Raw genomic sequence first — 26,781 nt, 5'->3', positions numbered from 1 at the left:
ATGATATGCAAAATCCAACAATTAAAGACATTGCGAATAAAGCAGGGGTATCAACGGCTTCTGTTTCAAGAGTCTTAAATCAAACAGGCTATATTAGCGAGGAACTTAAAACGAAGGTAATGGAAGCTGTAGAAGAGCTTAATTATATTCCCAATACGATTGCTCGGAGTTTAAAAGTTCAAAAAACGAATACGATTGGTGTCATCATCCAAGATATTGCTAACCCGTTTTTTATGAAGATAACCAAAGGAATTGAGGATGCCTTAAAAGATACAGACTACAATATGCTAATAACCAGTGGTGAAGACAATAGTGAAAAAGAAGCTGCTTTACTCCGGATGTTTACTGAAAAAAGAGTAGATGGTTTGATTTTAGCATTATCAGGCAGCCATGAAGAAGTGTTAAAAACCATTTCAGCTGGCGATATACCTATTTTGTTAGTCGATAGGGATTTAGAACTTGATCTACCAATTGATAAAATAACAGAAGATAACTATCAAAGTGCTTACGATTTAACTGAGAAGATTATACAAACAGGCGTGGAACATATTGGCGTTCTCACAGGTTTACCGAATGTTTTTATTGCTCAAGAACGATTTAGAGGTTTTGTAGATTGTATGAAACACTACAACAAAAAAATCGATGACGATTTGATTTACGAGGGAGATTATTCAGAAACATCAGGAAAAGAAGCCATTCATTATTTTAATGAAAGTAAATATCTCCCTAATGCGATTATATCATTAAATAACGCTATGACCGTTGGTGCTGTGAATGAGTTGCTCAAGCAATCCATCTATGATCTGATTATTGGGTCTTATGGTGAAATTGAGTTTCAGAAGTATTTACCTGGACTGAAGATTTTTTCAGTGATTCAATCACCGTATCAAATCGGAAAATTATCTGGCGAAATAATTTTAGAAAGGATGGAGGAAGAAAAAGTAACAGAGAAACAAAATATTATATACGAAAATAAATATAACTGGTAAGTTGAAAGGGATTTTGTATATGGAACTAAACATACAAGATACACTTAAACAAGTGATAGAAAATGAAAGTCAGTCATTAAATAGCTTAACTAAAGTTATTGATGAGTCCTTTGAAGAAGCCATTAAGTTATTGGGTGCTTGTCAGGGGAAAGTAATTGTGACTGGTGTGGGGAAATCGGGGCATATTGGCGAAAAAATGGCAGCAACATTTGCAAGTACTGGAACACCTTCTTTCTTTATGCATAGTACGGAAGGTTTACATGGAGACTTGGGTATGGTTACTGCAGAAGACGTTGTGATCCTGATTTCAAATAGTGGCGAAACGACAGAAGTCCTTGGTTTGTTACCTACAGTCAAACAAATTGGTGCAAAGACAATTTCCATTACATCCAATAATCAATCTACTTTAGCCAAAAATGTTGATATTTCACTTGCTTATACATATACACAAGAAGCCGATCATCTTCAATTAGCACCGACAACCAGTTCTACTACTGTTTTAGTCATCGGTGATGCATTAGCTGTTACCTTGAGTATGATGAAAGAATTTAAGCCAGAAAACTTTCACTTGTATCATCCGGGAGGAAGTTTAGGTAAGCAGCTTAGTCAGTTAGAAGGTGATAAAAAATGACTGTTTTAGTTTTAGGTAGTTTCATGATGGATCATGTTGTTTCAACAAGAAGAGCGCCTAAAAATGGCGAGACAATCGTTGGTGAAAAGTTCGAGATTTTTCCTGGTGGAAAAGGAGCTAATCAAGCGGTAGCAGCTGCTCGATTAGGCTTAGATGTCATGATGGCAGGGAAAGTGGGACCAGATCATTATGGTGAGGTATTTATTAATCTTTTAGATAAAGAAGGCATTAATGCTAGTAATATTGTCAAAGATACACAAGCATCAACCGGTGTAGGCTTTGTAACCTTAGAATCTAATGGTGACAATCGCATTATTGTTGTTCTTGGAGCTAATTTAAGTTATGATTCGCAAGATTTATCAGAACTTTTAAATCAATTAGAATCTGTGACCTTGGCGATGTTCCAATTAGAAATGGAATTTAAGTTAACGGAAGAAGCCATTGATGCGGTTTATAAAAAACAAATACCTGTCTTATTAAACCCAGCTCCTGCAGTTAATTTATCCAATGAATTATTAGCAAAAATTACTTATTTAACTCCTAATGAAAGTGAATTAGAACTGTTAAGTGGTCGTCCACTAAAAACAATGGAAGATGTTGTTGATGCCGCACAAAGTTTGTTAGATAAAGGAACCGAAAATGTTATTGTCACTTTAGGTGATAAAGGGGCATTAATTGTCAATCGTGAAATGGTGGAAATAGTTGAAGGTTACAATGTAAAACCTATTGATACAGTTGCGGCTGGTGATGCGTTTAATGGGGCATTCGCTTATGCTATTTCGAATGGCTATGATTTAATTCAAGCCGTAAAATTTGCAAATGCTGTTGGTGCTTTAACGATTACAAAAAAAGGTGCCATACCATCGATTCCAAATTTAGAAGAAGTTGAGAAATTTATACAAAAAGAATGTTCTTGAATTTATAATATGTAATCGTATACATAATGCAGGTGAAGTATCGATAAGAGAAAAAGAAGTAGAAGATTATTTGAAACAAATACTAATGAATATATTCAGATTGAAAGTTATATTGATGCAAAACCTAGACAATAATTCGTTTTAACTTGATGTCTGAACTTGTTCAGGCATCTCATTATATACAGAGATAATTGTAGTGAGAGTAAATGTATTTAATTTTTTTCCTAATTCTTAATCTCAAAGATCGGCTCAAGGTTCCCAATGGGGAATGATTATGGCTGGGACAACTTTAGCAGCTATGCCAGCGATCATCTTGTTTATGTTCTTCCAGAGATATTTAATTCATGGGATTAAGCTTTCAGGAATTAAATAAAATAAATAATTTACGACTAAAAGTGAGGTTTAAAAATGGAAAATTTAGGTAGTTCAATGCGCGATTTATATCGCGTACGCAATGCAAAACGTAAACGTTATTCAAGTTATGATACAACAGGTGGCAACCGTGATTATTTTAAAATTTATCCAGGGGATGTTGTCGATATCGCTAAAATTGCAGGAACAGGTACGATCACGCATATTTGGATGACGATGGCACCTTTAGAGGCTGTAAGCGAAGAATATTTGCATCGTAAAGTTGTTTTAAGAATGTATTGGGATGGAGAAGAATCACCGAGTGTGCAAGCTCCGATTGGTGACTTCTTTGGATTAGGCCATGGCATAACGAAAAATTATGTTTCTGCCCCTCTTCAGATGAGTCCAGAAAATGGCCAATCATTAAACTGTTTTTTCCCGATGCCATTTAGTGATGGGGCTCGGATAGAAATCGAAAGCAATGCCGATACTGGTATTAAGTTTTACTTCTATATTGACTATGAAGAGTATGATCATGAAATTGATAGTCCTTTACGCTTTCATGCGCAATGGCATCGTCAATTAACGAAAGGAATCGATCCAAATACTGTTTCAAGTGCTTATTATTCATTTGGTGGGAAAAATACAACAGGTGAAAACAACTATGTCATTTTAGAAGCTGAAGGAAAAGGGCATTATGTTGGATGCAATATGAATATTCACAACTTACACTTTACCCATGATTGGAATTGGTATGGTGAAGGGGATGACATGATCTTCATTGATGGTGAATCTTGGCCTCCTTCTTTACATGGTACGGGGATGGAAGACTATTTCAATACAGCTTGGTGTCCGCAAGAAGAGCAGCACGCACCATATCATGGCATTATTTTAGGTGGCGATCCCAATTGGCAAGGAAAAATCTCGACTTACCGCTATCATATTGAAGATCCAATTATGTTTGATGAATCCATTAAAGTAACGATTGAGCATGGGCATAATAATCACCGTTCTGATGATTATTCAAGTACTGCTTATTGGTATCAAACAGAACCCCATAAAGATTTCCCAATCATTTTACCAGTTGATGAACGTCTTCCGTTACCTGATATTTTAGGTCATAATCCAAATGAAATGGACGACTACTTTGGCTATTAATATTAGATTGGAGAATTAACTAATATGCAAAAACAAATTAATTGGCTGAACGAGTGGTTGCAGTATGATACTGTTCAAAATAATATTCAGTTTGAACTTAGAGATGTAGAAAAAACGGAAGGCATTTCGAATATTATATCAGTAGAAGCTATTTGGCAAAGTCCCACACAGTCGATTGATAAAGTTGAATTGGTCATGCCTTTAGCAAATACTTCGATTGAATGTATTTGGAAGCCGCATCTAGCGCCATTCGAATCGATGGTGGTTGGTGATTTGTTTTTCCAATCGCCAGCCATTGTATTAAGACAATCGAATAAATTATTCGCGTTGATTCCTGATATTGATTATATTGAAGAACAGCGCCGAGTCCCACAATATATGGATTACGTCAAGCCAGATAATCATATGATTTATGGACTTGGTCACTATAATAAGACACACCATGTTTACCATAGTTTGAACCAGCAACCTTTTGACATTAAAGAAGGGCAATCGCTATTTAAGTTTTACCTCGTCGAGTGGCTTAAAATTGAAGATATTCGTCCTTTAGAGCCGGTTAGTTCCTTTATGTGGAACTATTTCGGTCGCAAAAGAATGGAGTTCGATCCTTCTGAACAATCAAGCCCTCCTAATAAATACCTTGAAAAATATGCGACCTATACCTATGAATGGGCATTTGTGCATTGGAAAGATATAGTTTGGCAGGAGTTTGAATTAGATAGCAATAGGGTTGGGGCACCGGTATTTATTGTAAGGGCGAAGCAAAAGCCTGGGTTAGGTTTTGAAAATGATTGGCGGGAAGCTAAGAGTATTTGGAATCAGGCTTGGTTTAGTAGTTTACGTTCAGCTTATGGCTATCGTCGTTGGGGTGAGCACTGGCAGGATGAGGATTTAATTCACAAAAGTGAATTGGCAAAGCAGTTTGCATTGAGTGCACCTCAAACGAATGGCCTTTTCCCTTCCGTGTATACAGCTGAAGAAAACGGTGATTGGAATGCGGGAGTTTGGGGTCATTCTAATCGAAGACCAGTTGGACATGAAAATTATGGTCATTTGCTCGATATGTCTTGGACAGCATTGTGGATGTTGAAGTGGTATGAAGATATAGACGCAGATAAGGCTTTATTGAATTATGTTGAGTCATATGTTGATAGGCTTTTAAGTCTGCAGGAAGAAGATGGAAATTTCCCTGCTTGGGTTGAAATGGATACAGGAGCAATTTCGCCCTTCTTGTTGGATAGTCCAGAGACATCCATGCATGCTTGGTTATTAGCTAAGTTATATCAAATAACAAAAGATGAAAGGTACCGCCATGCCAGCAAACGGGCAATGGATTTTGTAATTAAAGAAGTTATTCCTTATGGTCGTTGGGAAGATTTTGAAACCTACTGGTCTTGTTCACGTGAATGGGAAGGCAAACAATACGGCAAAGTAGATCCCCGCAGTGGTTTATATCATCAGTGTAGTTTTTCTATTTATTGGACAGCAGAAGCACTACTTGCTGTTTATCAGATAACTAATGAAGACTCTTATTTAGAAATTGGCAAACAGATTTTAGGTGAGTTATCACTCTACCAAGCGGTTTGGAATCCGCCTTATGTAAATGTTCCTGTCCAAGGAGGATTTGCGGTCATGAATACAGATGATGAATGGAATGATGCGCGCCAAAGTTTGATCGCTTTAACTTATTTGCATTATTTCTATGCGACTAATGATGATGAATACTTTTATCGTGGAAGTTGGGCATTGAAAGCTTCTTTCTATATGATGTATTGTCCAGAAAACATAGAAGTGAAAAACTTGTATGAACAAACATTTCCATTTTTTGACGAGAAAGACTTTGGTTTTGAAATGGAGAATGCTCACCATGGTGAAAATATTGATGTTGCAGGTGAGTTTACCATTTTCGATTGGGGGAATGGTTCGGCATCTGCATCGTTGGCTGAATGGTTAGATGTACAAAAGCCATTGAGAATGGAGAACAATGATGAAGAAATTAATGTTCTATAGTTTAACGTTTTTAATTGTTTCTTGTGTATTATTTCCGATTACTGCTCAAGCAGCTGGGGCTGAAATGATGATAAATAAAGTTCAAAAAGTTGCCCAAGTAACAGGGGCTAATATTGAAGATTTAGATATTCCTAATGTGAATGATACGCCGGGAAAATATAATGTAGATGCGACTGACTTAGGTGTTATGTGGGATGCCACAACTGATCCCAACGACCCCAAAATAATGATTGCTTTTGGTGATACCTATGATGCCGGCTGGGGTGGCTTTGGAGGCGGTGGTGCTAGAAGGGGTTGGAGAAGTAATGTACTAGGTATTTCTAGAAATCGTGATTTAACGAAAGGAATAGAAATCGATAGCATGATTATGGATCCAGAAAAGGATAACTATGCCAAAGAAATTATTTATTCGGCAAAAGAAACGCATGGTTATGGTGATTTTACCGCTATTCCAACATCGGGTGTGACAGTCGGTAACCAACATTTCATTCACTATATGCAAGTTAAAAAATGGGGCGATCCAGGTCAATGGGATACCAATTTTTCTGCGATTGTTTATTCAGAAGATGAAGGTGAGACTTGGCAACCATCTGATGTTCAATGGGGTGGTGACAGTCATTTTGCACAAGTATCATTTTTAAAAGAAGATGGTTATGTTTATATGTACGGAACGCCTTCAGGACGTTTTGGTAGCTTGTATTTAGGTCGTGTTGTTGAAGATGAAATGTTGAAGTTTGAGAGCTATGAGTACTGGAATGGAACGGAATGGGTAAAAGATGAAGCCGAAGCCGTTGCGGTTGTAGATGCACCCGTTAGTGAAGTGTCGGTTTTATATAATGCCCACTACAATCGTTATATGATGATGTATTTAAATGAAGATAAATATTCTGTTGTATTAAGGACATCAACAGATTTAACGGATAATTGGACAGATGAAGTGGTTGTTACAACCGGTCAAGATTATCCACAACTCTATGGTAGTTTTATGCATCCATGGTCAATGAATGATGAAGATATTTATTTTGTGATGTCTGAATGGGGACCATATAATGTTTTCTTGTATCGCGCAGAAGTATCAATGGTTGAGTAATAAAACTTGAGAGGAAGCTAGTGATGAATAGATGGGTAACATTCAATAAATATATGATGCAAGGGCTACAATGGATGTTGCTGAACATCTATTGGATCATTTTTCTTTTACTAGGTCTAGGCGTTTTTGGATTCTTTCCAGCAACCTTGACGCTCGTTACAATTCTTTCTGAAAATAAATATCAGCAGCAAAATTTTATGGAGTTGTTTGCTTCTTTTTGGAGGCTGTACAAGGAGAATTTTATTCGGAGTAATTTATACGGATTTATGTATATTGCGATTGCTTTTGTTATCTACTGGTCAACTATAACCGCTCTTTCGAATAATCTTCAAATCCTCTATCCATGGATTATTCTTTTACTTATCGTTTATGTGGCACATTTAGCCTATAGTTTTGTGTTTAAGGCAACGCAATCCCTAAAAGGACTTGATAAGATTATTCAACCATTTTTAGTTATGTTAACGTGTCCGATAGAAACGATCGGAATGGTTGCTTCAACTATTTTATGGTTGATTGCCTTAGATTTCTTTTTCGTTCTTGTACCTTTGTTTTCAGCTAATATCATTGTAATTTGTTGGCTAATACTCAGTAAACAAGCTATCGCGAAAATCCAACAGAAGCAAAAGCAGCTAGAGGGTAATTAATAATAAAAATCGTAAGTGCTTGTATAGTATTAGGCACTTACGATTTTTTGCTGTTTAATTATTTATAACGGATGGTTTCAAAAGCCATTGACCATAAAATTAATTCATCTAACATATCATTTACGCCAGCTTCCATATGTGCGCCAGGTTTGAAATTAGTGAAGTTTTCAAAGTCAGTGAATAAGTTGAAAGCAGGGTTCGTTCTAACATCCGCAACATATTGCTCACCTAAAATTTGACGAACTTGTTCTGCAGCACGAATTCCGCTACCTGAACCATATGAAACAATCCCAGCAGCTTTATTAAACCACTCAGAACGGGCACTATCGAGTGCATTTTTCAATGCCGCCGATAAAGCATGGTTATATTCTTGTACGATAAAGATGTAACCATCTAATTCATCAATTTTTGCATTCCAAGCTGGATTTGCTTCGCCAGTACCTATAAACGGCAAATTGTAATCAGCAATATCCACAATTTCAAATGAGTGATCTTCGCGTTGCGCTGCAATGTTATAAATATATTCCCCAACTTGTGGACTTACACGACCTTCACGAGTAGAACCTAAAATAATACCAAACTTCATAATAAATACCTCCGTATAAATAATTTTTTATCATTCAAATGAACTCTATAATTATATTATCAAACGTACATTTGAATGTCAATCTATTTCGAAAACGAAATATAATTTTAGATTTTAAATCGAAAAAGAATTTTATTGCTTCAAACTTTGTGCTTATTTGTTTTCATTAATTTTCATCAATATTTATAAAAAAATGTTATGTAAGAGGTTGTAAGTGCAAAATATTTGTGTTATATTTTCATTAGTTAAGCTACTGAACAATTAAACGTCTTAACTAATATTGTTCGAAAATATATATAAATTAAAGAGGAGAAAATTTGAATGTACAATTTTGATGAATTTATAGACAGAAAAGGTACTATGTCCATGAAATGGGATGATGAATCGCTTCAGGCAACCTTTGGTAGTAAAGACGTTTTACCATTATGGGTAGCAGATATGGATTTCAAAATAGCACCTGCTATTACAGAAGCTCTACAAAAGGTCGTTGATCATGGCATTATCGGATATTCTGGTACAGACGAAGCTAATAAAGCGTTAGCTAATTGGATGTCACGCCGTCATAATTGGGATTTAGATTATAAAACAGTTGTCAATACACAAGGAATTGTTTTTGCCCTTAATTTGGCAGTTCAAACCTTTACAAGACCAGGAGATGGAGTTTTAATCCAACGTCCAGTTTACTATCCATTTACCAATGCAATTGTAAATAATGGTCGTAAAGTTGTTTCAAGCAGTTTAGTTAAAAATGGTCATGACTTTGAAGTTGACTTTTCTGACTTTGAAGAAAAAGCCAAAGATCCTAACACAACCATGTTTATCCTTTGTTCACCACATAATCCACTAAGTAAAGTATATAAAGCAGATGAATTAAAACGTATGCTAGATATTGCTTTTGAAAATGATTTATTAGTCATTGTCGATGAAATTCACGGTGACCTTATTATGCCAGGGGTAGAATATACTACTGTAGGTAATTTAGGAAAAGATTATTCAGATAAAGTTATTACATGTATTTCACCAAGTAAAACATTTAACTTAGCTGGAACACAATGGTCAGGAATCGTTATTCCAGATGATAAATTACGTCATCCATTTAGTCGTACAATTGAGCAATTAGGTATTGGAATTCATAACCCATATTCTCTAGCAGCAGTAATAGCTGCATATAACGATTCTGAAGAATGGCTAGATGAGTTAATCAAATATATCTATGCTAACTATGAGTATTTAAAAGAAAGATTAGGAGCAGAATTAAGAGTTGATGTATTAAAATTAGAAGCAACTTATTTAGCATTTGCTGACTTTAGTAAATTTGGTTTAACAAGAGAAGAGTTAGATCACAAAATGGTTCATGAAGCAAAAGTTGGTTTAGATAGTGGTCATTGGTTTGGAGATGAAGGGGAAGGTTACATGCGCTTTAACTTAGCATGCTCACGTTCAACTTTAGAAGAAGCAATCAATCGTATTGTTAAGACATTTAAATAAATAATACAAACAAAAAGGAACCATAAAATGAGCTTAAATGAAACAATTTTAAAATTAGTAGATCAATATAATGATGAAGCAGTTGAAATTCGTCATCACTTACACAAATACCCAGAATTATCAGGTAAAGAATTTGAAACAAGTAAATATCTTAAAGAATTCATGACGAATTTAGGTTATGAAATTGAAGAAGTTGCAAGAGACGAAAGAAGTGGGGGAACAGGATTTACAGCAACATTAGACACTGGCCGACCAGGTAAAACAATTGGTTTACGTACCGATATTGATGCTTTACCAGTTCAAGAAACAGAAGATAACTTAGCTCAAAAACGTCTAGTACGTTCTGAAAACGATGGTGCAATGCACGCTTGTGGTCATGACGGACATATGACAACATTACTTTATACAGCAAAAATTATTAAAGAAATTGAAGATCAATTATCTGGAAAAATTATCTTTATCTTTGAAGAAGGTGAAGAAATTGGTACAGGTATTGCAGCTATGCTTAAGCATTTAGAAGGTCGTGGAATTGATGCTATCTATGGTAACCACTTAGCGTCATTCTTAGACGTTGGTAAAGTATCAGCTAACGTTGGACCAGTAATGGCTGCAGTTGCTGTAATTGATTTTGAAATCATTGGAAAAGGTGGACACGGGTCAAGACCTGACTTATCTATTAACCCATTGTTTGCTGGGGTTGATATTTTAAATAGTATAAGTACAGCATGGAATAACCAATTAAATGTTGAAGAAACTGTTACATTAGGTATTACTCAATTCAATGCTGGTACAGCAAATAATGTTTTTGCTGATAAAGCGAAGATTGCTGGATCGTTACGTTACTTCAACGTTGAAGAAGGTACTAAAGCCTATGAGATGCTAATGCGAATTGCAAATGGTGTAGCTGCAGTACACAATTGTACAATTAATGAAGAAAAAGTATCAGGCCCACAAACTGTTCCGGTTCTAAATGATGAAGCGTTGGCGTTACAAGTCAGATCAGGTGTTGAAGAGTTATTCCCTGGAAGCTTTGCTGAAGATGTAAAATGGTATGCTTCTGAGACATTTTCACACTATAGCAAAATTGCACCTTCTGTATTCTCATTCGTTGGAATCAAAAATGAGGAACTAGGTAGTGGGGCAGAACACCATAATGACTACTTCGATATGGATGATGCTTCATTAAAATATGCTATTGGAACAATGGTTAAATTCACTGCTGACTATTTAGCAAACTAAGAACCTAGGATAGGTAGAAGAAATCGATGACTCAAACAAAACAAAAAAATTACCATACCTCACCTATAGTGGATAATGGTTGGTCTTTTATTAGTAGTGACGCTTTTAACATATATCATACCAGCAGGACAATACGCTAGAGATACTGCTGGAAATATTTTAACCGATGATCAGTTTAGTTATTTAGATGAGCAGACACCAGTAAGTATTTTAGATATGTTGATGCTCTTAATGGACGGATTAATTAGTTAGGCAGCTGTTATCTTTTCAGTAATGGCAACTGATGTGCTTGACTGAGCTGTAGCAAAACTAGAAGGATCGAGTGTCGTTCCTTTAATTACCATCTTATTCGTATTATTAACTTATATCGGTGGGTTTGCTGGTTCAGATGCTTTAGTTGCGATGGTTCCGATTGGTGTGCTATTTTCTAAACGACTAAAACTAGATCCGATTGTAGCTTTAGGTATTACTTTATTCCCTTCTATGATTGTATTTGGTACAGGACCAAATACAGCGGTCGTTCCGCAAATGTTAGCAGGCGTTCAGCTTATTCTGGATTTTTTGTTCGTCTTTTAATTATGAATGTATTCATGTTAATTGGACTATTCTACTTATTGCGCTATGTTAAGAAAATCCAAGCAGATCCAGAAAAATCTCTTATGTATGCTGTAGTTGGTGATTTTACTAAATCTAATGCAGACGATCAGAATATCAATGCTAACACTGACCTTAGCTGGAGAACAATCTTAACACTAGCGCTATTTATTGGGTAATTCTTAGTAATCGTATACTACGGTATTACTGGAGAAGGTAGTGTCTTAGCGGTAATGACGGGAGCAAACTTAGTAGCAGCGATGCTAATGGGTATTACTAGTGGAATGTCTATGAATGATATCGGTAATTCTGTAGCAAAAGGAATTAGTGCAATGGGCTTCATTGGTTTCGCTGGGTAACACCGATTATAGTTGTATTTATGGTAGTAGCAGCTATAATATTATATATATTAACGTGACTTAATTGGGCATAAAATTGTCACTCTTGTTAAATTGAAAGGATAAATTTATGAAAAAAATTCAAACGAATAACGCACCACAAGCTGTGGGACCTTACTCACAAGCTATTGATACCGGAAATATTGTCTTCTTATCAGGCCAATTAGGAATGACTCCCGATGGCAAAATGGCAGACAATGTCGTTGAACAAGCGCATAATTCCTTTAAAAATATAAAAGCTGTATTGGAAGAAGCAGGCTTAGGTTTAGAAAACGTCGTTAAAACACTTGTTCTTTTAGATGACATCGCTGATTTCCAAGCGGTAAATGAAGTGTATAGCCAATACTTTAACGAACCTTTCCCAGCTCGTTCAGCTTTTGCAGTCAAAGATCTGCCTTTAGGTGGGCTTGTGGAAATTGAAGTTATAGCAGTAAGAAATTAATCTTTCATAAATAAATAACTTTCAGATAGACAAAATCCACACTATCAATAAAATGAATAGTGTGGATTTTTTAAACGTATTAAATGCCGGATGCAGGATTTGAACCTGTGACCTCCGCGTTACGAGTGCGATGCTCTACCAGCTGAGCTAATCCGGCTTGGATAAATTTGTTATAAAAGATATTATATTCCTGAAAAAGTGATTTGTAAAGCCGAATCATTAATAAAGTTTATAGAAAAACAATCCGTTTCTCAGTCATCAATTTGCTATCATAAAATGGAAAATCTGAATAAAGTAAGGATGTGATAACTATGACTGAAAATTTACATGGAAGTATCGACATACAGAAATATAAAGACCAACTAGAAGTCTACGAAAATGAAGTGATTTCTACTTGGGTACCAGAAGATGAAGATATGGAGAAAACAATTGAAAGATACAAAAAATTAGATAGTATTATGCAGCCAATGTATGATTTAATTTTATCTTACTCTAAATATTTTTCTGTTGGTAAAGACTATGGGACCGGGATCGAGTTAACGATGATTGAAGCCCACATTTTGCAAGACATCATGAGTGTTGAAGATCAGACCGCTTCTGCTTTGGCTGATAAGTGGAAAAGAACGCGTAGTGCAATATCTCAAATTATTAGTAAACTGGAGAGTAAGCAATTGGTTGAACGGTCTGTAAATCCTGAAGACCGTAAATCATACCACTTATCATTAACTGAACTAGGAGAGCAAACTGCTCTTGCACACAGTAGATATGATAATGTGGATATCGTAAAGACCCATAAAAAGTTATTTAAGAAATTCACTCCAGTTGAAATGGCAGCTTTTTTTGCAATTTGCGAATCCTACCATGAAATTTTAGAACAAAATCAAGATCTATAAACAAAAAAACTTCTTTTCTCAGTGTATTTTTGAGAAAAGAAGTTTTTGTTTTTATTAAGATTATTGAATGTTTTCGCTACCTGGTTTTTCGTAACGAGCAGCAACACCAGTTGCACGTAAGATCCACTTAACAAGTTCTACAATGACAATAATGCTAGCTGCAGCTAGAAGAGAAACCAACCATCCTTCAGTTGTAGGGACTGTTACATCAAAGTAGGTATTTATTCCAGGAATTAAAATAACTCCTAATAATAAAGCACCAGAACCGAAGAAGGCTAAGTTCAAGAATTTATTATCGAATGGATTACTACTAAATAGTGACTTAAAGGTAGATTTAACGTTGTAAGCATGGAACAATTGAATCAAACCAAGTGTAATAAAGGCCATTGTTTCTGCCATATTGTTGTCTACACCCATTTGGAAACGAGCATACCAGTAAACAAATAGCGTTAAACCACCTTCGATAATACCTTGGTAAATAATACTTGGTAAGATACCGAATGATAAGAAATTATCTTTAGATGTTCTAGGGGCTTTACGCATAGAATCACTTTCAGCGTCTTCCATACCAAGAGCGATAGCTGGGAATACGTCAGTTACTAAGTTGATCCATAAGATATGGATAGGTTCTAAAATGGTCCAACCCATAAATGTAGCGATGAATAAAGTTAAAACCTCACCCATATTAGCTGAAAGTAAGAATTGAACAGCTTTTTGAATGTTTGCAAAAACTTTACGTCCTTCTTCTACGGCAACGACAATTGTTTCAAAGTTGTCATCGGCTAAAACCATATCTGAAGCCCCTTTAGAAACTTCAGTACCTGTAATACCCATACCAACACCGATATCGGCTTGTTTTAATGAAGGAGCATCGTTAACACCATCTCCAGTCATGGAAACAACAACATCATTGGCTTGCCATGCACGAATAATACGTACTTTATGTTCAGGTGATACACGAGCATAAACCGAATAATTGGATACTGTGCGAGCAAGTTCGTCATCAGAAATACTATCTAAATCAGCACCAGTGATGACGTGAGAAGCATTGTCCTCGTTTGGATTTAAGATACCTAGACGTTCTGCAATTGCTTGAGCTGTCACAGCGTGGTCTCCAGTAATCATAACGGTACGGATACCAGCGTCATGAGCAACTTTAATCGCATCTCCAGCTTCTTTACGCTCAGGGTCAATCATACCAACTAAACCGGCAAATATTAGGTCGTTTTCAACGGTATCAGTGTCCACTTTTTCTGGCAAGGAATCAATGATTTTGTAAGCACCGGCTAGAACACGTAAAGCATTACGAGCCATATTTTCATTAGCTTGTAAAATTGATTGGCTATGTTCTTCAGTTAAGGCAACAACTTGATCATTATCTTGATATTGCGTAGCGCGTTTAATTAATTGATCAGGAGCCCCTTTAACAGCTACTAAAAATCTTCCATCTTCTAGTTTATGGATGGTAGACATTAGCTTACGTGTTGAATCAAATGGTACTTCATCAATACGTGGTGTTTGAGCTAATTGGCCTTCTAAATCAAAACCTTTGTCGTTACCGTATTTAATCATGGCAATTTCAGTTGGGTCACCCACTAAATTACCTGAATTATCAGTAGAAACATCATTGGCAAAAGTAATTGCTCTTAATAATGGAGAGTTTAAATCAATATCTTCAGATGCTTCATGTAATTCTCCATTATAAAATACTTGTTCAATCGTCATTTTATTAACAGTTAAAGTCCCTGTTTTATCTGAACAAATAACTTGTGTGGAACCTAATGTTTCAACGGCAGGTAATGTACGAACTAGAGCATTTCTTTCAGCCATTTTCTGTGTACCAATGGATAAGATAATAGTTGTAATAGCAGGCAAACCTTCTGGGATTGCAGCAACCGCTAATGAGATAGAAATAAGTAGCATATCAATGACAGTAGCCTCACCAGAGTTTGGTCCATATAGTCCCACGATGAAAGTAATAATCGCAATGATGATAATTAAGTAAGTTAATTTTTTACCTAATTCTTCTTGGTCGCGTTGTAATGGTGTTTGTTGACTTTCAGTCGAAGATAAAATGTTGGCGATATTACCAACTTCAGTGCCCATTCCAGTTGCAGTTACAACCCCTAGTGCACGACCATAAGTAACGTTTGTACTTGAAAAGGCCATGTTGTGACGGTCACCAATACCTGTCCCGGCATCTTCGATTGTTAGTATATCTTTTTCAGAAGCAACGGACTCACCTGTTAAGGCAGCTTCTTCAATCTGTAAAGAATTGGCTTCTACTAAACGTAAGTCAGCAGGCACGATATCTCCTGCCTCAAGTAAAACAATATCACCCGGTACTAATTCAGTACTTTTAATGCTTGTGTTTGAATTATTACGGCGAACTTTTGCTTCGGGAGATGCCATATCTCTTAAAGCATCAATAGCTTCTTCTGCCTTAGATTCTTGGAAAACACCCATTAATGCATTTAAAGTAACTACAATTAAGATAACGATAGCGTCGGCAATACCTTCACCTTCCATTATCCCAATAACCGCTGAAATAGCAGCAGCAACTAATAAGACAATAATCATAAAGTCTTTAAATTGAGCAATGAATTTCTGAAGAAGAGTTGTTTTTTCTTCAGTAATTAATTCATTATGCCCATACTTTTCAAGACGACGTTGAACTTCAGCATCACTTAAACCAGTGGTGACATCAGTTTCTAAATGACTGACAACTTCATCTGCCGACAGTGTAAAAGGTTTAAAATTTTCTTTTGACATTTTTTCCTCCTAAATAATTATCCAAAGTTTTCATAAATTTAGCTAAATAAAAAGACTTATGCTAACCAAACGCTAATAGCTAACAATCTGGTGGCATAAGTCTCACTATTTAAGTACAGTACCAGTAGAAATTCTACTTAACGTTGTTGATACTGACAAGGCGCTAACCTCTAGTTACTCCCTTATGGATATAAATGATAAAGTAAGTATAATAAATAAAATAATGAAATGCAAATAAAATATATTGTCAAGTTTCCACGATTAAGTAAAAATATATGAAGTTTTTATTACTTTTTATAGATAATTTCTGCTCAAATATATTTAATTATAAATTTATTTTGATAATTTTATTAAATATTTGCACCTTTATAGTAAAAACAAAAGAGGTTTGCTATATTTAATATACAAGTGTATTTGAATGGAGGCAAAAAAATGTCAGAAGATAACCAAATAAAAAGTCGTTCTGAAAGACATAATAAGAAAAAGCGCAAAGGTGGCCGTTTCCAAACAGTTTTAGGCGTTCTATTAATTCTAGTTGCCCTAGCTTTATTAGCAATTGATCCTATTAAAAACCATATTATTCGTCAAGGTTCGCAACAAAATCAAATTGGTAATTTAACACGAGAAGAAGTTTTGATGAATCAAGAACGCGAAGTAGACTATGATTGGCTGGTTATTGATAACATCAGTGCAACTGACGTTTTAACCAATAATGTTAATCCAAACGATCTACCAACTATAGGTGGAATTGCCATTCCTAATGTTAATATGAATTTACCGATTTATAAAGGTGTTACTAATGAGGGAATGTATCTAGGGGCCGGAACCTTACGACCTGATATGGAAATGGGTGAATCTAACTATGCGATTGCTAGTCACCATTCTATTAATGAAGACCTATTATTCGCACCATTAATGCGTGTAGAAATGGGCGATATGATTTATTTAACGGACTTAGAAAATATCTATGCCTATCAAATTGATTTTATTGAACAAGTGGCACCTGAACGGGTTGACTTAGTGCAAGAAACGGAGTTACCGATTGTCACCTTAATTACCTGTGATTACAGTTTAAATGAACGGGTTGTTATACAAGGAAGCTTAGTTGAGCAAGTTCCAATCAATGAAGCTTCTGACGAAATGCTAAATGCCTTTAATTTACCTCAAACCATTCCAGGTTAATAATTAATCGATAGTTAAAAGAAGTTTGCTAGAAAAATAGCCAGAGAGTTCGCAATGAACTTTCTGGCTATTTTTATCTTTTTAATTAGGGAGAGAATAACCGCCTTTTAATGTCGGTGAACCCTGGCATTGATACCAAACAACCTTAATGTCACTCAGGACTCCAACCGACCGACAAAAGGAGTGTTTAATGACAGTGGACGCATTCGTCGACCGACATTAACCATCCCTAATATCACTCACCCCAACATCATCCCCGAAAAACTCAATCTAAAATCATAAAAACTCAAAAGTTTACCATGATTAATTTTTTATAAGCTAATTTACAATTAGTTGGTATAAATGGATAAGCAAAGTTTAAAATAACGATCGAGGTGCAGCTATGCAAGTTAGATTTGAAGATGTCACAATGCGCTTTCAAGACAATACCGTCCTAGATAAAATCAATTTCACTTTACCCAGCAAACAATTGGTGTCCTTTTTAGGCCCAAGTGGATGTGGTAAGTCAACCACGCTCTATTTGATTTCTGGTTTATTAGAAGCAACAGATGGTCACATTTTCTTTGACGACAAAGATGTGACTAAATTAGACCCTGTTAAACGCCAAGTAGGTCTCGTATTTCAAAATTATGCGCTGTACCCCCATTTAACCGTTATGGAAAACATCATGTTTCCCCTGAAAATGGCTAAAATGCCCAAAGCAGAACGCCGTGAACGTGCAGAAGAAATGGCACGCTTAACGCGCATTACCGATCAATTAAATAAATATCCCCGTCAACTTTCCGGTGGACAACAACAACGGGTAGCAATCAGCCGTGCGTTATCTAAGTCGCCTGATATTATTTTAATGGATGAGCCATTATCAAATTTAGATGCGCGCTTGCGGATAGAAATGCGAGAGGAGATTCGACGTATTCAACAAGAAACAGAAGTAACAACTGTTTTTGTAACCCACGACCAAGAAGAAGCATTAAGTATTGCAGACCGTGTAATGGTTCTGGACAAAGGTGAAATTCAACAAATTAGCGATCCAGTAACCCTGTATCAACGACCAAGAAATTTATTTGTTGCGAAATTTATTGGAAGTCCTGTCATTAATACCTTTGCGCGCACATCCGCTGCTTTAAATCAAAATGCAGCAGTCTTTCAAGAAGAGTGGGAGCGAATGGGAATTCGCTCAGAGCAGTTTAAATTAGCAGATGAGACAAATTATCTTATAAAAGCAACAATTCAACGGATAGAAAATGTAGGGAAAGAAATGACTATACATTGTATGGCTGCTGACGAACATTTTGTTGTGACAGATATTGATGCTGGGTTCGAAGAAGGCGAAGTTATTTATTTAGATGTAAAAGGAACGCCTTTGTTATTTGACCAAAGAGAACAATTGATTGAAAGTAGGGGTGGCAATGAATCGTAAGGTCACTTGGAAAAGTACGCTGCAGGCCCTGCTTTACTTAGCGCCAATGCTGATTATGATTGGGGTTTTTACAGTCTATCCGATTATAAAATCAGTGGACATGAGTTTTTATTTAGATTTTAATCTCTTTACAGGGGCAATCGATGGCCGTGGATTAGATAACTATCAAGAATTATTTAATGACCCAAAATTTTATGAAGCTTTACGTAATACGGCCGTTTTTGTTTTAGGAGTTGTGCCAGCTTCCTTGATTATTTCACTAGCTATTGCCTTAATGCTTAATCAAATTCCGTTTCTTAAAGGTTTTTTTAGAACCGTCTACTTTTTACCTTACGTAACGTCAACGGTGGCGGTATCGATTGTTTGGAATTGGCTCTACCATTCCCGTTATGGCTTGTTTAATTATATTATGGGAATATTTGGAATTGAACCGATTAAATGGCTAAATAATCCGAGTATGGCATTGCCAGCGGTGATCATTATGTCGATTTGGAAAGGTTTAGGGTTTAATATTTTACTCTTTCTAGTTGGACTTGGAAATATTAATGAAAATTATTACAAGGCGGCTAAGATAGATGGAGCGAATGCTTGGAATAGATTTACGAATATTACCTTGCCGTTATTGCGTCCAACTATTTTCTTACTTTCAATTATTGGTGTCATCAATAACTTTAAAGTTTTTGATGAAGTCTATTCTCTATTTAATGGACGGCCTGGACCTGCAGGTTCTGCAACGACCTTAGTTTATTATTTATTCCAGAAATTCTATGTTCAATTTGATTACGGTGTGGCAGCTGCCTCTGGGATTATTCTATTCTTAATCGTGTTACTTATAACAATCATTCAATTTATCGGCAATCGATATTTTGACAAACGAGGTGGTTAGTTATGAAAAAGATTTTCTCTAATTCGATTACCTATGTTTTCTTGTTCTTTGGTGGCGTCTTTATGATTTTGCCTTTTTACTGGATGGTTGCTACCAGTTTGAAGACAGGCGCAGAAGCCATTGCCATTCCACCAGTCTGGGTGCCAGAAACGTTAAAATTCAGTAATTATTCGAAAGCGTTAGAGGCAGCCCCGTTCGGTCGTTATTTTATTAACAGTCTTTTTGTCACGACTGTGACAACGATCGGCGAATTATTTACGAGCATTTTGGCAGCTTATGCCTTTGCTAAACTTAGATTTTGGGGTAAAGATCTGTTATTTATTCTGTTGCTGGGCACGATGATGGTTCCGGGTGAGTTGATGACCATACCTAACTTTGTTACCTTAGCGAGTTGGCGAATGATCAATACTTATTGGGCACTTATCATTCCGTGGTTAGCCAGTGTATTTTCAGTCTTTACTTTGAAACAATCCTTCGAATCAATTCCTGATGAATTGTACTATGCAGCAAAGTCTGATGGTTGTAGCGATTGGCGTTTCCTTTGGGAAATGGTTGTGCCTCTTTCTAAATCATCGATAATTGCAGTGACAATTCTAAAGGTAATTGGTAGTTGGAATGCGTTCATGTGGCCATTAATTGTCACGAATGAACGGTCGCTACGTACCTTGCCAGTGGGACTGCAAGCATTCACGACAGAAGCCGGAACACAATTTGAATTGTTAATGGCTGCTTCAACGATTGTCGTTGTTCCTATGGTTGTCATTTATCTCTTGTTGCAAAAGTACATTATGCAAGGCATTTCTCGTTCTGGTCTAAAAGGTTAGGACAAATCATTTTGGAGGGAAAATTTGATGAAAAAATCTATCAAAGTATTATTAGCTAGTTTAGTCGCTTCAGCCGGCTTATCATTTGCACCAACTGCATCTGCACAAGAACCTGTAGAGCTAACTTTTTGGCATGCTATGAACGGTCCGCATCAAGAAATGATTACAACTTTAGTCGAAGAATTTAATGCATCACAATCTGATTTTGTCGTAGTAGAACAAAACCAAGGGGATTACAACACTTTACAACAAAGTATTATGGCTTCAGGTGCAGCGGGTGATTTACCAACGATTTCACAACTTTCACCATCTGCAACACCAGACTTTATGGACGCTGGTATTTTACTACCATTAGATAACTTATTAACGGAAGAAAATAACTTTGGTGAAGATTTATATAATGATATCTTCCCTGGTTTCGTTGAAGGTGTAAAATATAACGATGAAGTTTATGCGATTCCTTTTTCTAAATCCGTACGTTTAATGTTCGTTAACGAAGATTTATTAGCTGAAGCAGGTGTTGAAACCCCAACAACTTGGGAAGAAGTTGAAGCCTTAGGAGTTGCTTTACAAGAAGCAGGTGTAGATAATCCAGCTATCGGTTTAGAAAATAGTCTTTCAATGGAAGTTGAAACAATGGCGCGTCAAAATGGTGCAACATGGGTTTCGCAAGATCTATCTGAAGTAGAAATTGCGTCTGAAACAGCTATTGAGCCAATTCAATTCCTAAAAGCTTTAATCGACAATGGTTATGCCCGTACAGCAGGTGAAGACGGCTTTATGTCTGGTCCATTCTCACAAGGTGAAACAGCCCTATATATCGGTTCTTCAGCTGGTTTAGCTTACGTTCTTCCAGGAATCGAAGAAAATAACATTGCTTTCTCAACGACAGAAATTCCTGTTTATGGCGAAGGTGAACCATTAACATTATTTGCTGGTAATGACTTAGGTGTATTTGCGTCTGCTACAGAAGAACAACAAGCAGGTGCTGTTCAATTCATGTCATTCTTATTACAACCAGAAAATACAGCACGTTGGGCAGTGGCAACAGGTTATTTACCAATTACACAATCTGGTGTTGATTCTGAAACATGGCAAAATTACTTAGTTGAGAACGAATACGTTCAAGCTGCTTCTGACGAATTAGCTTACGGTATGTCATCTCCGCAATATGTTGGAGCAAGTGAAGTCTTCAATACATTTGAAACATCATTAGAAAATATCATATTAAACGATGCAGACATCCCAGCTGAAATGCAAGCTTTAGAAGACTTAGTAAAAGGACACTTAGGATTAGAATAATCCTTTAATAAATATCACATTTAAAAAAGAGGTCAAGTTAGTATTTACTACCAACTTGACCTCTTTTGCTTGGTCTCTATCTTTCAATAATTCGCCACAACTGTGAAAAAAACATGAACTAAGTAAGAAACTTTATGATAAATATATGATATTTATTTGAGTTTATCATTTTCTTTAAAAAGTTATGATACATTTAAAGTGTAAGAAAATAAGGAGGAAATGTCATGAAATTGAAGAGGATTGCTAAACATCTATTAATTTCATCGCTTTTGGTAACAAGCCAATTAAGCGGACTGGTGACAGCTTTTGCACAAGACGGTGTTGAAGTTGATATCGATGTTTTTCTACAAACACAAATGAATCAACCATCAGAACAAACGCAAATATCTTATGATATTATCGATACAAATTTATCGCAGGTTGTCTATTCTTATCGTTCGAATGATGTTCCAACAGATGTTTTAGAATTAGCTCCTGGAAACTATGTATTACGTATTTATGATGCGCAAGGATTTGTGCGCGATGGAGAAAATATCTCTGCTTATCAAATTGAACAATCGATTGCTGAGCTGACTCAAGAGGATATTAATGCAGGTAAAGAACTCAAAGAATTAAATAATCTTGGGTCAATTAATACTTTAGCCGATGGAACGGTAGTTTACGATATACCTTTTGAAATCGTAACAGGACCGGATTTATTGGACGAAGCTAGTCAAAAAATGATTTCAGAATTGGATATTTTACTAACAGACCAAACAGCAGCATCGCTCTTAGATCAAGAAGAGGAATCAACAGTTCCTGAAGAGACATCTCAAGTGGGCGCTTTTGAAGTTAGAGTTTTGGATCAAAATGACGCGCCTGTGCCAAATGTAGTTTTAAGTCTTGGTGATCAGTCGTTGCAAACTGATGAAAATGGCTTAGCTAAAATAAATGAATTAGTTGCTGGAAATTATCAATTAACAGTTACTGAATTGCCTGCTGGATTTGTAGGGGATTATGCTGCCAATCTAGATATTGTTGCAAACGAAATTTCTCAAGTAACGATCCGCTTAGAAAGCCAACCACAATCAAGCGGCATTCAATTCAAAATCCACGATCAAAATCAAGAAGTGGTTCCTAATGCAGAAATTGTAGTAGGGGACCAAATTATCACAACGAATGAGGAAGGTATTGCTACGATTAGTGATCTCATATTAGGGGACTACTACTATGCAATATCAAGCTTGCCAAAAGGTTATGCTGGTTGGGCAGAAGGTACCATTACGGTAGTAGCCGATTATATATCTGAAATTACCATTGGTGTAGAACGCCAAGCGCAAACAAGCCAAGCTGAAATCCGTGTGCTGGACCAAAATGATATGCCGATTTCCGGTGTAGAAATAGTTTTAGCTGATCAATTAGTAGCAACTAATGAAAATGGTGTAGCTGTATTTAACGATATACCACTAGGTGAACATTATTATTATGTCAATGCTGTCCCAGAAGGCTATACAGGTTCGTTTGAAGGCAATTTAAATGTAACCAGCGAAGAAGTAGCCAGTGTTGCTCAAAGCTTAGAGTCAATACCTCAAACAAATTCGGTTGAGTTTGTTGCCGTCGATCAACATTCAAGCGTGGTTCCTGGAGTTGAAATTACCATTGGAGAGCAAGTGATTCAAACGGATGAGAATGGCCATGCTACTGTATATGAACTCCCTGTAGGAGATTATAACTATTCCGTAACAGGTCTTCCGGAAGGGTTCAGCGGCTCTAACGAAGGTGTTGTATCTGTCACAACGGAAGAAAGTCCAATCGTGACACTTTCAATCGTGCGTGAAGCACAAACAACGCAAGCTGAGGTAACTGTTGTTGATCAAGATGGAAATCCTATCCCAAATGTAGAAGTTGTCTTAGCTGAATTAACAGCAACGACCAATGAAAATGGTGTAGCTGTATTTAATGAAATTCCTTTAGGAGAACTTTATTATTACGTTAATAATCTACCAGAAGGATACAGCGGTGAAGGAAACGGCGTAGTGTATGCTGAAAGTGATCAAATCGCAACAGCGACAATTACTCTTGAACGTGCCCCTCAAACAACAACCGTTACTTTGAGCATCTTGGATCAAAACGATAATCCAGTTACTGGTGTAGAAATTCTGATGAATGAACAAACCGTGACATCTAATGATGAAGGTAAAGTTGTTTTTGAAAATGTTCCAGCGGGAACCCATGAATATACGGTAGCGTCATTGCCAGAATACTATGAAGTCGATACAACCGGTTATTCAATTACTGTGCCTGAAAATGAACCAGCGACAGGAACGGTTTATGTGACTTATGTTGAACAAATAGGAAATGTAGAATTCAAGGTGACAGACCAAGACGGATCAGCTGTTCCTAATGCAGAAATTACCGTAGCAGAACAAGTTATCACTACTAATGAAAATGGACTAGCTACGATTGAAGGCTTAGAACTTGGGGACTACAATTACACTCTAAGCAGCCTTCCAGAGGGTTATAGCGGTAATGCTGAAGGTGCTGTTACAGTAACAAATGAAGCAGTTGCACAAGTTGATTTACAAGTTGAACGTGCCCCTCAAACAACAACCGTTACTTTGAGCATCTTGGATCAAAACGATAATCCCGTTTCTGGTGTAGAAATTCTGATGAATAATCAAACCATAGCATCTAATGATGAAGGTAAAGTTGTTTTTGAAAATGTTCCAGCAGGAACCCATGAATATACGGTAGCGTCATTGCCAGAATACTATGAAGTGGATACAACCGGTTATTCAATTACTGTGCCTGAAAATGAACCGGCTACAGGAACCATCTTTGTAAACTATGAAGAACCTACTGGAGTAGTTGAATTCATAGTTAAAGACCAAGATGGTAAAGCAGTTGCTAATGCGGTCATCCAATTAGCAAACCAAGAAATAACAACGAATGGCGAAGGAATTGCAACTTTAGCTGACTTACCTCTAGGTGCAGATTACAATTATCAATTAGTTTCTTTACCAGAAGGCTATACGGGCCAAGCAAGTGATGTAGTTTCTCCTAATAATGAAGCAACAACCACTGTTGCGATTAATGTTACTCGTACGGTAGAAGCAGGGGTATTTACTTTGGTGGTTAATGATCAAAATGCTGAGCCTGTTTCGGGTGTGGTCGTTCGTTTAGGTGAACAGACGGCAACAACAGATGAAAATGGGCATGCGGTCTTTAATGAGGTGACTCCTGCAACCTATGAATATCAAATTACTGAACTTCCTGATGGTTATCAAAGTGACCGACCAGTGAACAATATTGTTATTGGTGAAGGTGCGCAAGAGACGCGTACATTAGAAGTTATGCGTGATATTCAACAACGGACCATTCAATTTTTTCTAGTCGATCAAAACGAAGAAGCTATTAGTGGCGTTGATATCACAATTGTTGATCGTTCTGGTATGACAAATGATGAAGGTCGTGTAAGTTTTGGCGAAATGAATCCAGGTAATTATGACTACACTCTTAGCAATGTACCGGATAATTATAGTGGTCAATTAACAGGCGCAGTTGAATTGACTGAAGCGGAAGATGCGACAATCACAATTACACTTGAGCGTGAGATTGAACTTGCTACGGCAAGAGTTCAAGTCTTAGACCAAGATGATAAAGCTGTTGTTAATGCTGTTGTTAAATTTGGTGGATTACAAGAAACAACCAATGAAGACGGTTGGGTTCAATTTAACTCCTTAGAACCAGGTAATTATTACTATGAAGTGCTTGAAGCCCCAAATAATTATGTCTTAAGTGGTGAAGAATTACGCGCTGAGATTGAGGAAGGTATGGCATTTGAAGGACGCTTAAATATTGAAAGACGCCTATTTGGTCAAGTAAATATCACCATTACTGACGATCAAAACCGTCCGGTACCTAATGCGGTAGTTAAAATCAATAATCAAGAAGTGCGTACAAATAATGATGGTATTGCAAGCTTCACTGAATTAGAGCCAGGAGATTACTCTTATGAAATCGTGGATTTGCCTGAGCAATATGAAATTGCTAATCGGACGGCGACAGTAACAGTTGAAGCGGATAAAACAGTTGACCAAGCGATTACTGTAACGATACGACCTGAGTCGTCTGAATCGGAATCTGTATCATCAAGTGAAGAATCTGTATCAGAAAGTTCGTCTGAATCAGAATCTGTATCATCGAGTGAAGAATCTGCGTCGGAAAGTTCGTCCGAATCCATTTCAGAAGAAAGTGTGGATGAAAGTGAAGCAGAAGAAGCAACCCGTCGTTATGTCGATGACGAAACAGGAATTGAGGTCTGGATTAATCCAGAAGATGCGCCAAATGTTGTAAGATTACAAACAAGTCGCGTTTCTACTTTAGATCCATTGCCATCAGCATTAAACGGTAAGGCATATAAAGTTTATGATATTCAATTGTTAGATCGCCAAAATAATCCTGTTCAATTAACCAGGGTAGCTGAAATTCGTATTCCAGTTGGACAAGTAAGAAGTCAAATTCAAGTTCTAAGAATCAATGGTGCGAATGTGTCAAACTTAACGAACTCAGTCCACAATCAAAATGTAACAATTCGTACACAACAATTAGGACGTTTTGCTGTGGTTACTGGTAATGCTCCAGTTGAATCAAGTTCAGAATCAACGATTGACAGTTCATCCAATGAATCTTTAACGAGTGAAGAAGAATCAGAGTCGCTTTCGCGTCGAGTATCCATTTCAAAAAGTGTGGAAGAAAACTTACCAAATACAGGGGAGATTAAATCTCTACGCTATATTACATTAGCGGTTGTACTGGTTGCTATCGGACTCAAAATGATTTTAAGTAATCTATCTGGAAAAAATAAAGAATAAAAGTAATCAGATGAGTTTGCTTTTTTATTCAGAACACATTGCTTGGATATATTTATTCAAGTGGTGTGTTTTTTGTGTTATTAAAAGTGTAAGCTGACTAAAAGCCAATTAT

At 36.6% G+C, this 26,781-nt stretch carries 23 protein-coding genes and 1 tRNA gene; 21 read left to right on the top strand and 3 right to left on the bottom strand.

The annotated features are described in order from the left end of the window. The first annotated feature begins 5 nt into the window (after positions 1–5). From ACTQ54_RS08370 to ACTQ54_RS08340, 7 genes are all read left to right on the top strand, one after another. Complete coding sequence (locus ACTQ54_RS08370; protein ID WP_441755901.1) at positions 6–989, top strand: LacI family DNA-binding transcriptional regulator; 984 nt, start codon at positions 6–8, stop codon at positions 987–989. A gap of 19 nt (positions 990–1,008) precedes the next feature. Then, positions 1,009–1,620 (top strand): KpsF/GutQ family sugar-phosphate isomerase, encoded by a 612-nt coding sequence (locus ACTQ54_RS08365; RefSeq protein WP_441755900.1) that lies wholly within the window; start codon positions 1,009–1,011, stop codon positions 1,618–1,620. Next, entirely contained in the window at positions 1,617–2,537 is a 921-nt protein-coding gene (rbsK, locus tag ACTQ54_RS08360) for a ribokinase (RefSeq protein ID WP_441755898.1), read from the top strand. The genes ACTQ54_RS08365 and rbsK overlap by 4 nt, the downstream gene beginning before the upstream one ends. 408 nt (positions 2,538–2,945) lie before the next feature. After that, entirely contained in the window at positions 2,946–4,046 is a 1,101-nt protein-coding gene (locus ACTQ54_RS08355; protein WP_441755896.1) for a glycoside hydrolase family 172 protein, read from the top strand. 24 nt (positions 4,047–4,070) lie between these two features. Continuing rightward, on the top strand, positions 4,071–6,056 hold the full coding sequence (locus ACTQ54_RS08350) for a hypothetical protein (protein ID WP_441755894.1): 1,986 nt from the start codon (positions 4,071–4,073) through the stop codon (positions 6,054–6,056). Then, on the top strand, positions 6,034–7,146 hold the full coding sequence (locus ACTQ54_RS08345) for a DUF4185 domain-containing protein (RefSeq protein WP_441755892.1): 1,113 nt from the start codon (positions 6,034–6,036) through the stop codon (positions 7,144–7,146). Before ACTQ54_RS08350 ends, ACTQ54_RS08345 begins: the two co-directional genes overlap by 23 nt. A gap of 23 nt (positions 7,147–7,169) precedes the next feature. Then, positions 7,170–7,790 carry a DUF624 domain-containing protein gene (locus ACTQ54_RS08340; RefSeq protein WP_441755890.1) on the top strand — a complete coding sequence of 207 codons (621 nt, stop codon included), beginning with the start codon at positions 7,170–7,172 and terminating at the stop codon, positions 7,788–7,790. A gap of 58 nt (positions 7,791–7,848) precedes the next feature. Here the strand turns inward: ACTQ54_RS08340 and ACTQ54_RS08335 are convergent, their stop codons facing one another. Beyond that, positions 7,849–8,376 (bottom strand): NADPH-dependent FMN reductase, encoded by a 528-nt coding sequence (locus tag ACTQ54_RS08335; RefSeq protein WP_441755888.1) that lies wholly within the window; start codon positions 8,374–8,376, stop codon positions 7,849–7,851. Between the two features lie 321 nt (positions 8,377–8,697). Here ACTQ54_RS08335 and ACTQ54_RS08330 point away from each other — a divergent pair, with 321 nt between their 5' ends. The 7 genes from ACTQ54_RS08330 to ACTQ54_RS08300 all read left to right on the top strand — a co-directional run bounded on the left by ACTQ54_RS08330 (position 8,698) and on the right by ACTQ54_RS08300 (position 12,537). Continuing rightward, positions 8,698–9,864 (top strand): MalY/PatB family protein, encoded by a 1,167-nt coding sequence (locus ACTQ54_RS08330; RefSeq protein ID WP_441755886.1) that lies wholly within the window; start codon positions 8,698–8,700, stop codon positions 9,862–9,864. A gap of 27 nt (positions 9,865–9,891) precedes the next feature. Further along, a complete protein-coding gene (locus ACTQ54_RS08325) occupies positions 9,892–11,103 on the top strand; it encodes an amidohydrolase (RefSeq protein WP_441755884.1) in 1,212 nt (403 codons plus the stop codon). A gap of 75 nt (positions 11,104–11,178) precedes the next feature. Then, positions 11,179–11,355: a hypothetical protein gene (locus ACTQ54_RS08320; RefSeq protein WP_441755882.1), complete on the top strand. Its 177-nt coding sequence runs from the start codon at positions 11,179–11,181 to the stop codon at positions 11,353–11,355. Positions 11,356–11,505: 150 nt separating this feature from the next. Continuing rightward, the gene (locus tag ACTQ54_RS08315; RefSeq protein ID WP_441755880.1) at positions 11,506–11,679 is read left to right on the top strand and encodes a hypothetical protein; all 174 of its coding nucleotides are present in this window, start codon (positions 11,506–11,508) and stop codon (positions 11,677–11,679) included. Between the two features lie 2 nt (positions 11,680–11,681). Beyond that, positions 11,682–11,876, top strand: coding sequence for a hypothetical protein (locus ACTQ54_RS08310; RefSeq protein WP_441755878.1), 195 nt, complete (start codon positions 11,682–11,684; stop codon positions 11,874–11,876). A gap of 54 nt (positions 11,877–11,930) precedes the next feature. Next, on the top strand, positions 11,931–12,056 hold the full coding sequence (locus tag ACTQ54_RS08305) for a hypothetical protein (protein WP_441755876.1): 126 nt from the start codon (positions 11,931–11,933) through the stop codon (positions 12,054–12,056). A gap of 109 nt (positions 12,057–12,165) precedes the next feature. Beyond that, positions 12,166–12,537, top strand: a complete 372-nt coding sequence (locus ACTQ54_RS08300) for a RidA family protein (protein WP_441755874.1) — start codon at positions 12,166–12,168, stop codon at positions 12,535–12,537. An 84-nt stretch (positions 12,538–12,621) separates the two neighbouring features. On the opposite strand, the gene ACTQ54_RS08295 is transcribed toward ACTQ54_RS08300, so the two are convergent. After that, positions 12,622–12,694 (bottom strand) — tRNA-Thr (locus ACTQ54_RS08295). A gap of 154 nt (positions 12,695–12,848) precedes the next feature. On the opposite strand from ACTQ54_RS08295, the gene ACTQ54_RS08290 reads away from it, so the two are divergent. Next, positions 12,849–13,430 (top strand): MarR family winged helix-turn-helix transcriptional regulator, encoded by a 582-nt coding sequence (locus ACTQ54_RS08290; RefSeq protein WP_441755872.1) that lies wholly within the window; start codon positions 12,849–12,851, stop codon positions 13,428–13,430. A 60-nt stretch (positions 13,431–13,490) separates the two neighbouring features. Here the strand turns inward: ACTQ54_RS08290 and ACTQ54_RS08285 are convergent, their stop codons facing one another. Beyond that, positions 13,491–16,202 carry a cation-translocating P-type ATPase gene (locus tag ACTQ54_RS08285; RefSeq protein WP_441755870.1) on the bottom strand — a complete coding sequence of 904 codons (2,712 nt, stop codon included), beginning with the start codon at positions 16,200–16,202 and terminating at the stop codon, positions 13,491–13,493. 432 nt (positions 16,203–16,634) lie between these two features. On the opposite strand from ACTQ54_RS08285, the gene ACTQ54_RS08280 reads away from it, so the two are divergent. The 6 genes from ACTQ54_RS08280 to ACTQ54_RS08255 all read left to right on the top strand — a co-directional run bounded on the left by ACTQ54_RS08280 (position 16,635) and on the right by ACTQ54_RS08255 (position 26,669). Further along, positions 16,635–17,384: a class A sortase gene (locus ACTQ54_RS08280; RefSeq protein ID WP_441755868.1), complete on the top strand. Its 750-nt coding sequence runs from the start codon at positions 16,635–16,637 to the stop codon at positions 17,382–17,384. 382 nt (positions 17,385–17,766) lie between these two features. Continuing rightward, positions 17,767–18,804: an ABC transporter ATP-binding protein gene (locus tag ACTQ54_RS08275; protein WP_441755866.1), complete on the top strand. Its 1,038-nt coding sequence runs from the start codon at positions 17,767–17,769 to the stop codon at positions 18,802–18,804. Continuing rightward, positions 18,794–19,690, top strand: a complete 897-nt coding sequence (locus ACTQ54_RS08270) for a carbohydrate ABC transporter permease (protein ID WP_441755864.1) — start codon at positions 18,794–18,796, stop codon at positions 19,688–19,690. Before ACTQ54_RS08275 ends, ACTQ54_RS08270 begins: the two co-directional genes overlap by 11 nt. 2 nt (positions 19,691–19,692) lie before the next feature. Further along, a complete protein-coding gene (locus ACTQ54_RS08265; protein ID WP_441755862.1) occupies positions 19,693–20,514 on the top strand; it encodes a carbohydrate ABC transporter permease in 822 nt (273 codons plus the stop codon). Positions 20,515–20,541: 27 nt separating this feature from the next. Next, positions 20,542–21,816, top strand: coding sequence for an ABC transporter substrate-binding protein (locus ACTQ54_RS08260; RefSeq protein ID WP_441755860.1), 1,275 nt, complete (start codon positions 20,542–20,544; stop codon positions 21,814–21,816). Between the two features lie 224 nt (positions 21,817–22,040). Further along, positions 22,041–26,669 carry a SpaA isopeptide-forming pilin-related protein gene (locus ACTQ54_RS08255; RefSeq protein WP_441755858.1) on the top strand — a complete coding sequence of 1,543 codons (4,629 nt, stop codon included), beginning with the start codon at positions 22,041–22,043 and terminating at the stop codon, positions 26,667–26,669. Positions 26,670–26,781 lie beyond the last annotated feature (112 nt).

It is taken from the genome of Fundicoccus sp. Sow4_H7 (assembly GCF_052115865.1).
GTDB lineage: Bacteria > Bacillota > Bacilli > Lactobacillales > Aerococcaceae > Fundicoccus_A.
This window is presented reverse-complemented; position numbering and strand designations above follow the sequence as displayed.

Coding starts and splice junctions, on each gene's coding strand:
- ACTQ54_RS08265 (WP_441755862.1), top strand. CDS start 19,693: ATGAAAAAGATTTTCTCTAATTCGATTACCTATGTTTTCTTGTTCTTT.
- ACTQ54_RS08275 (WP_441755866.1), top strand. CDS start 17,767: ATGCAAGTTAGATTTGAAGATGTCACAATGCGCTTTCAAGACAATACC.
- ACTQ54_RS08290 (WP_441755872.1), top strand. CDS start 12,849: ATGACTGAAAATTTACATGGAAGTATCGACATACAGAAATATAAAGAC.
- ACTQ54_RS08255 (WP_441755858.1), top strand. CDS start 22,041: ATGAAATTGAAGAGGATTGCTAAACATCTATTAATTTCATCGCTTTTG.
- ACTQ54_RS08350 (WP_441755894.1), top strand. CDS start 4,071: ATGCAAAAACAAATTAATTGGCTGAACGAGTGGTTGCAGTATGATACT.
- ACTQ54_RS08335 (WP_441755888.1), bottom strand. CDS start 8,376: ATGAAGTTTGGTATTATTTTAGGTTCTACTCGTGAAGGTCGTGTAAGT.
- ACTQ54_RS08330 (WP_441755886.1), top strand. CDS start 8,698: ATGTACAATTTTGATGAATTTATAGACAGAAAAGGTACTATGTCCATG.
- ACTQ54_RS08300 (WP_441755874.1), top strand. CDS start 12,166: ATGAAAAAAATTCAAACGAATAACGCACCACAAGCTGTGGGACCTTAC.
- ACTQ54_RS08285 (WP_441755870.1), bottom strand. CDS start 16,202: ATGTCAAAAGAAAATTTTAAACCTTTTACACTGTCGGCAGATGAAGTT.
- ACTQ54_RS08280 (WP_441755868.1), top strand. CDS start 16,635: ATGTCAGAAGATAACCAAATAAAAAGTCGTTCTGAAAGACATAATAAG.
- ACTQ54_RS08355 (WP_441755896.1), top strand. CDS start 2,946: ATGGAAAATTTAGGTAGTTCAATGCGCGATTTATATCGCGTACGCAAT.
- ACTQ54_RS08320 (WP_441755882.1), top strand. CDS start 11,179: ATGGTTGGTCTTTTATTAGTAGTGACGCTTTTAACATATATCATACCA.
- ACTQ54_RS08365 (WP_441755900.1), top strand. CDS start 1,009: ATGGAACTAAACATACAAGATACACTTAAACAAGTGATAGAAAATGAA.
- ACTQ54_RS08260 (WP_441755860.1), top strand. CDS start 20,542: ATGAAAAAATCTATCAAAGTATTATTAGCTAGTTTAGTCGCTTCAGCC.
- ACTQ54_RS08315 (WP_441755880.1), top strand. CDS start 11,506: ATGGTTCCGATTGGTGTGCTATTTTCTAAACGACTAAAACTAGATCCG.
- ACTQ54_RS08325 (WP_441755884.1), top strand. CDS start 9,892: ATGAGCTTAAATGAAACAATTTTAAAATTAGTAGATCAATATAATGAT.
- ACTQ54_RS08345 (WP_441755892.1), top strand. CDS start 6,034: ATGAAGAAATTAATGTTCTATAGTTTAACGTTTTTAATTGTTTCTTGT.
- ACTQ54_RS08305 (WP_441755876.1), top strand. CDS start 11,931: ATGACGGGAGCAAACTTAGTAGCAGCGATGCTAATGGGTATTACTAGT.
- ACTQ54_RS08340 (WP_441755890.1), top strand. CDS start 7,170: ATGAATAGATGGGTAACATTCAATAAATATATGATGCAAGGGCTACAA.
- ACTQ54_RS08310 (WP_441755878.1), top strand. CDS start 11,682: ATGAATGTATTCATGTTAATTGGACTATTCTACTTATTGCGCTATGTT.
- ACTQ54_RS08370 (WP_441755901.1), top strand. CDS start 6: ATGCAAAATCCAACAATTAAAGACATTGCGAATAAAGCAGGGGTATCA.
- ACTQ54_RS08270 (WP_441755864.1), top strand. CDS start 18,794: ATGAATCGTAAGGTCACTTGGAAAAGTACGCTGCAGGCCCTGCTTTAC.
- rbsK (WP_441755898.1), top strand. CDS start 1,617: ATGACTGTTTTAGTTTTAGGTAGTTTCATGATGGATCATGTTGTTTCA.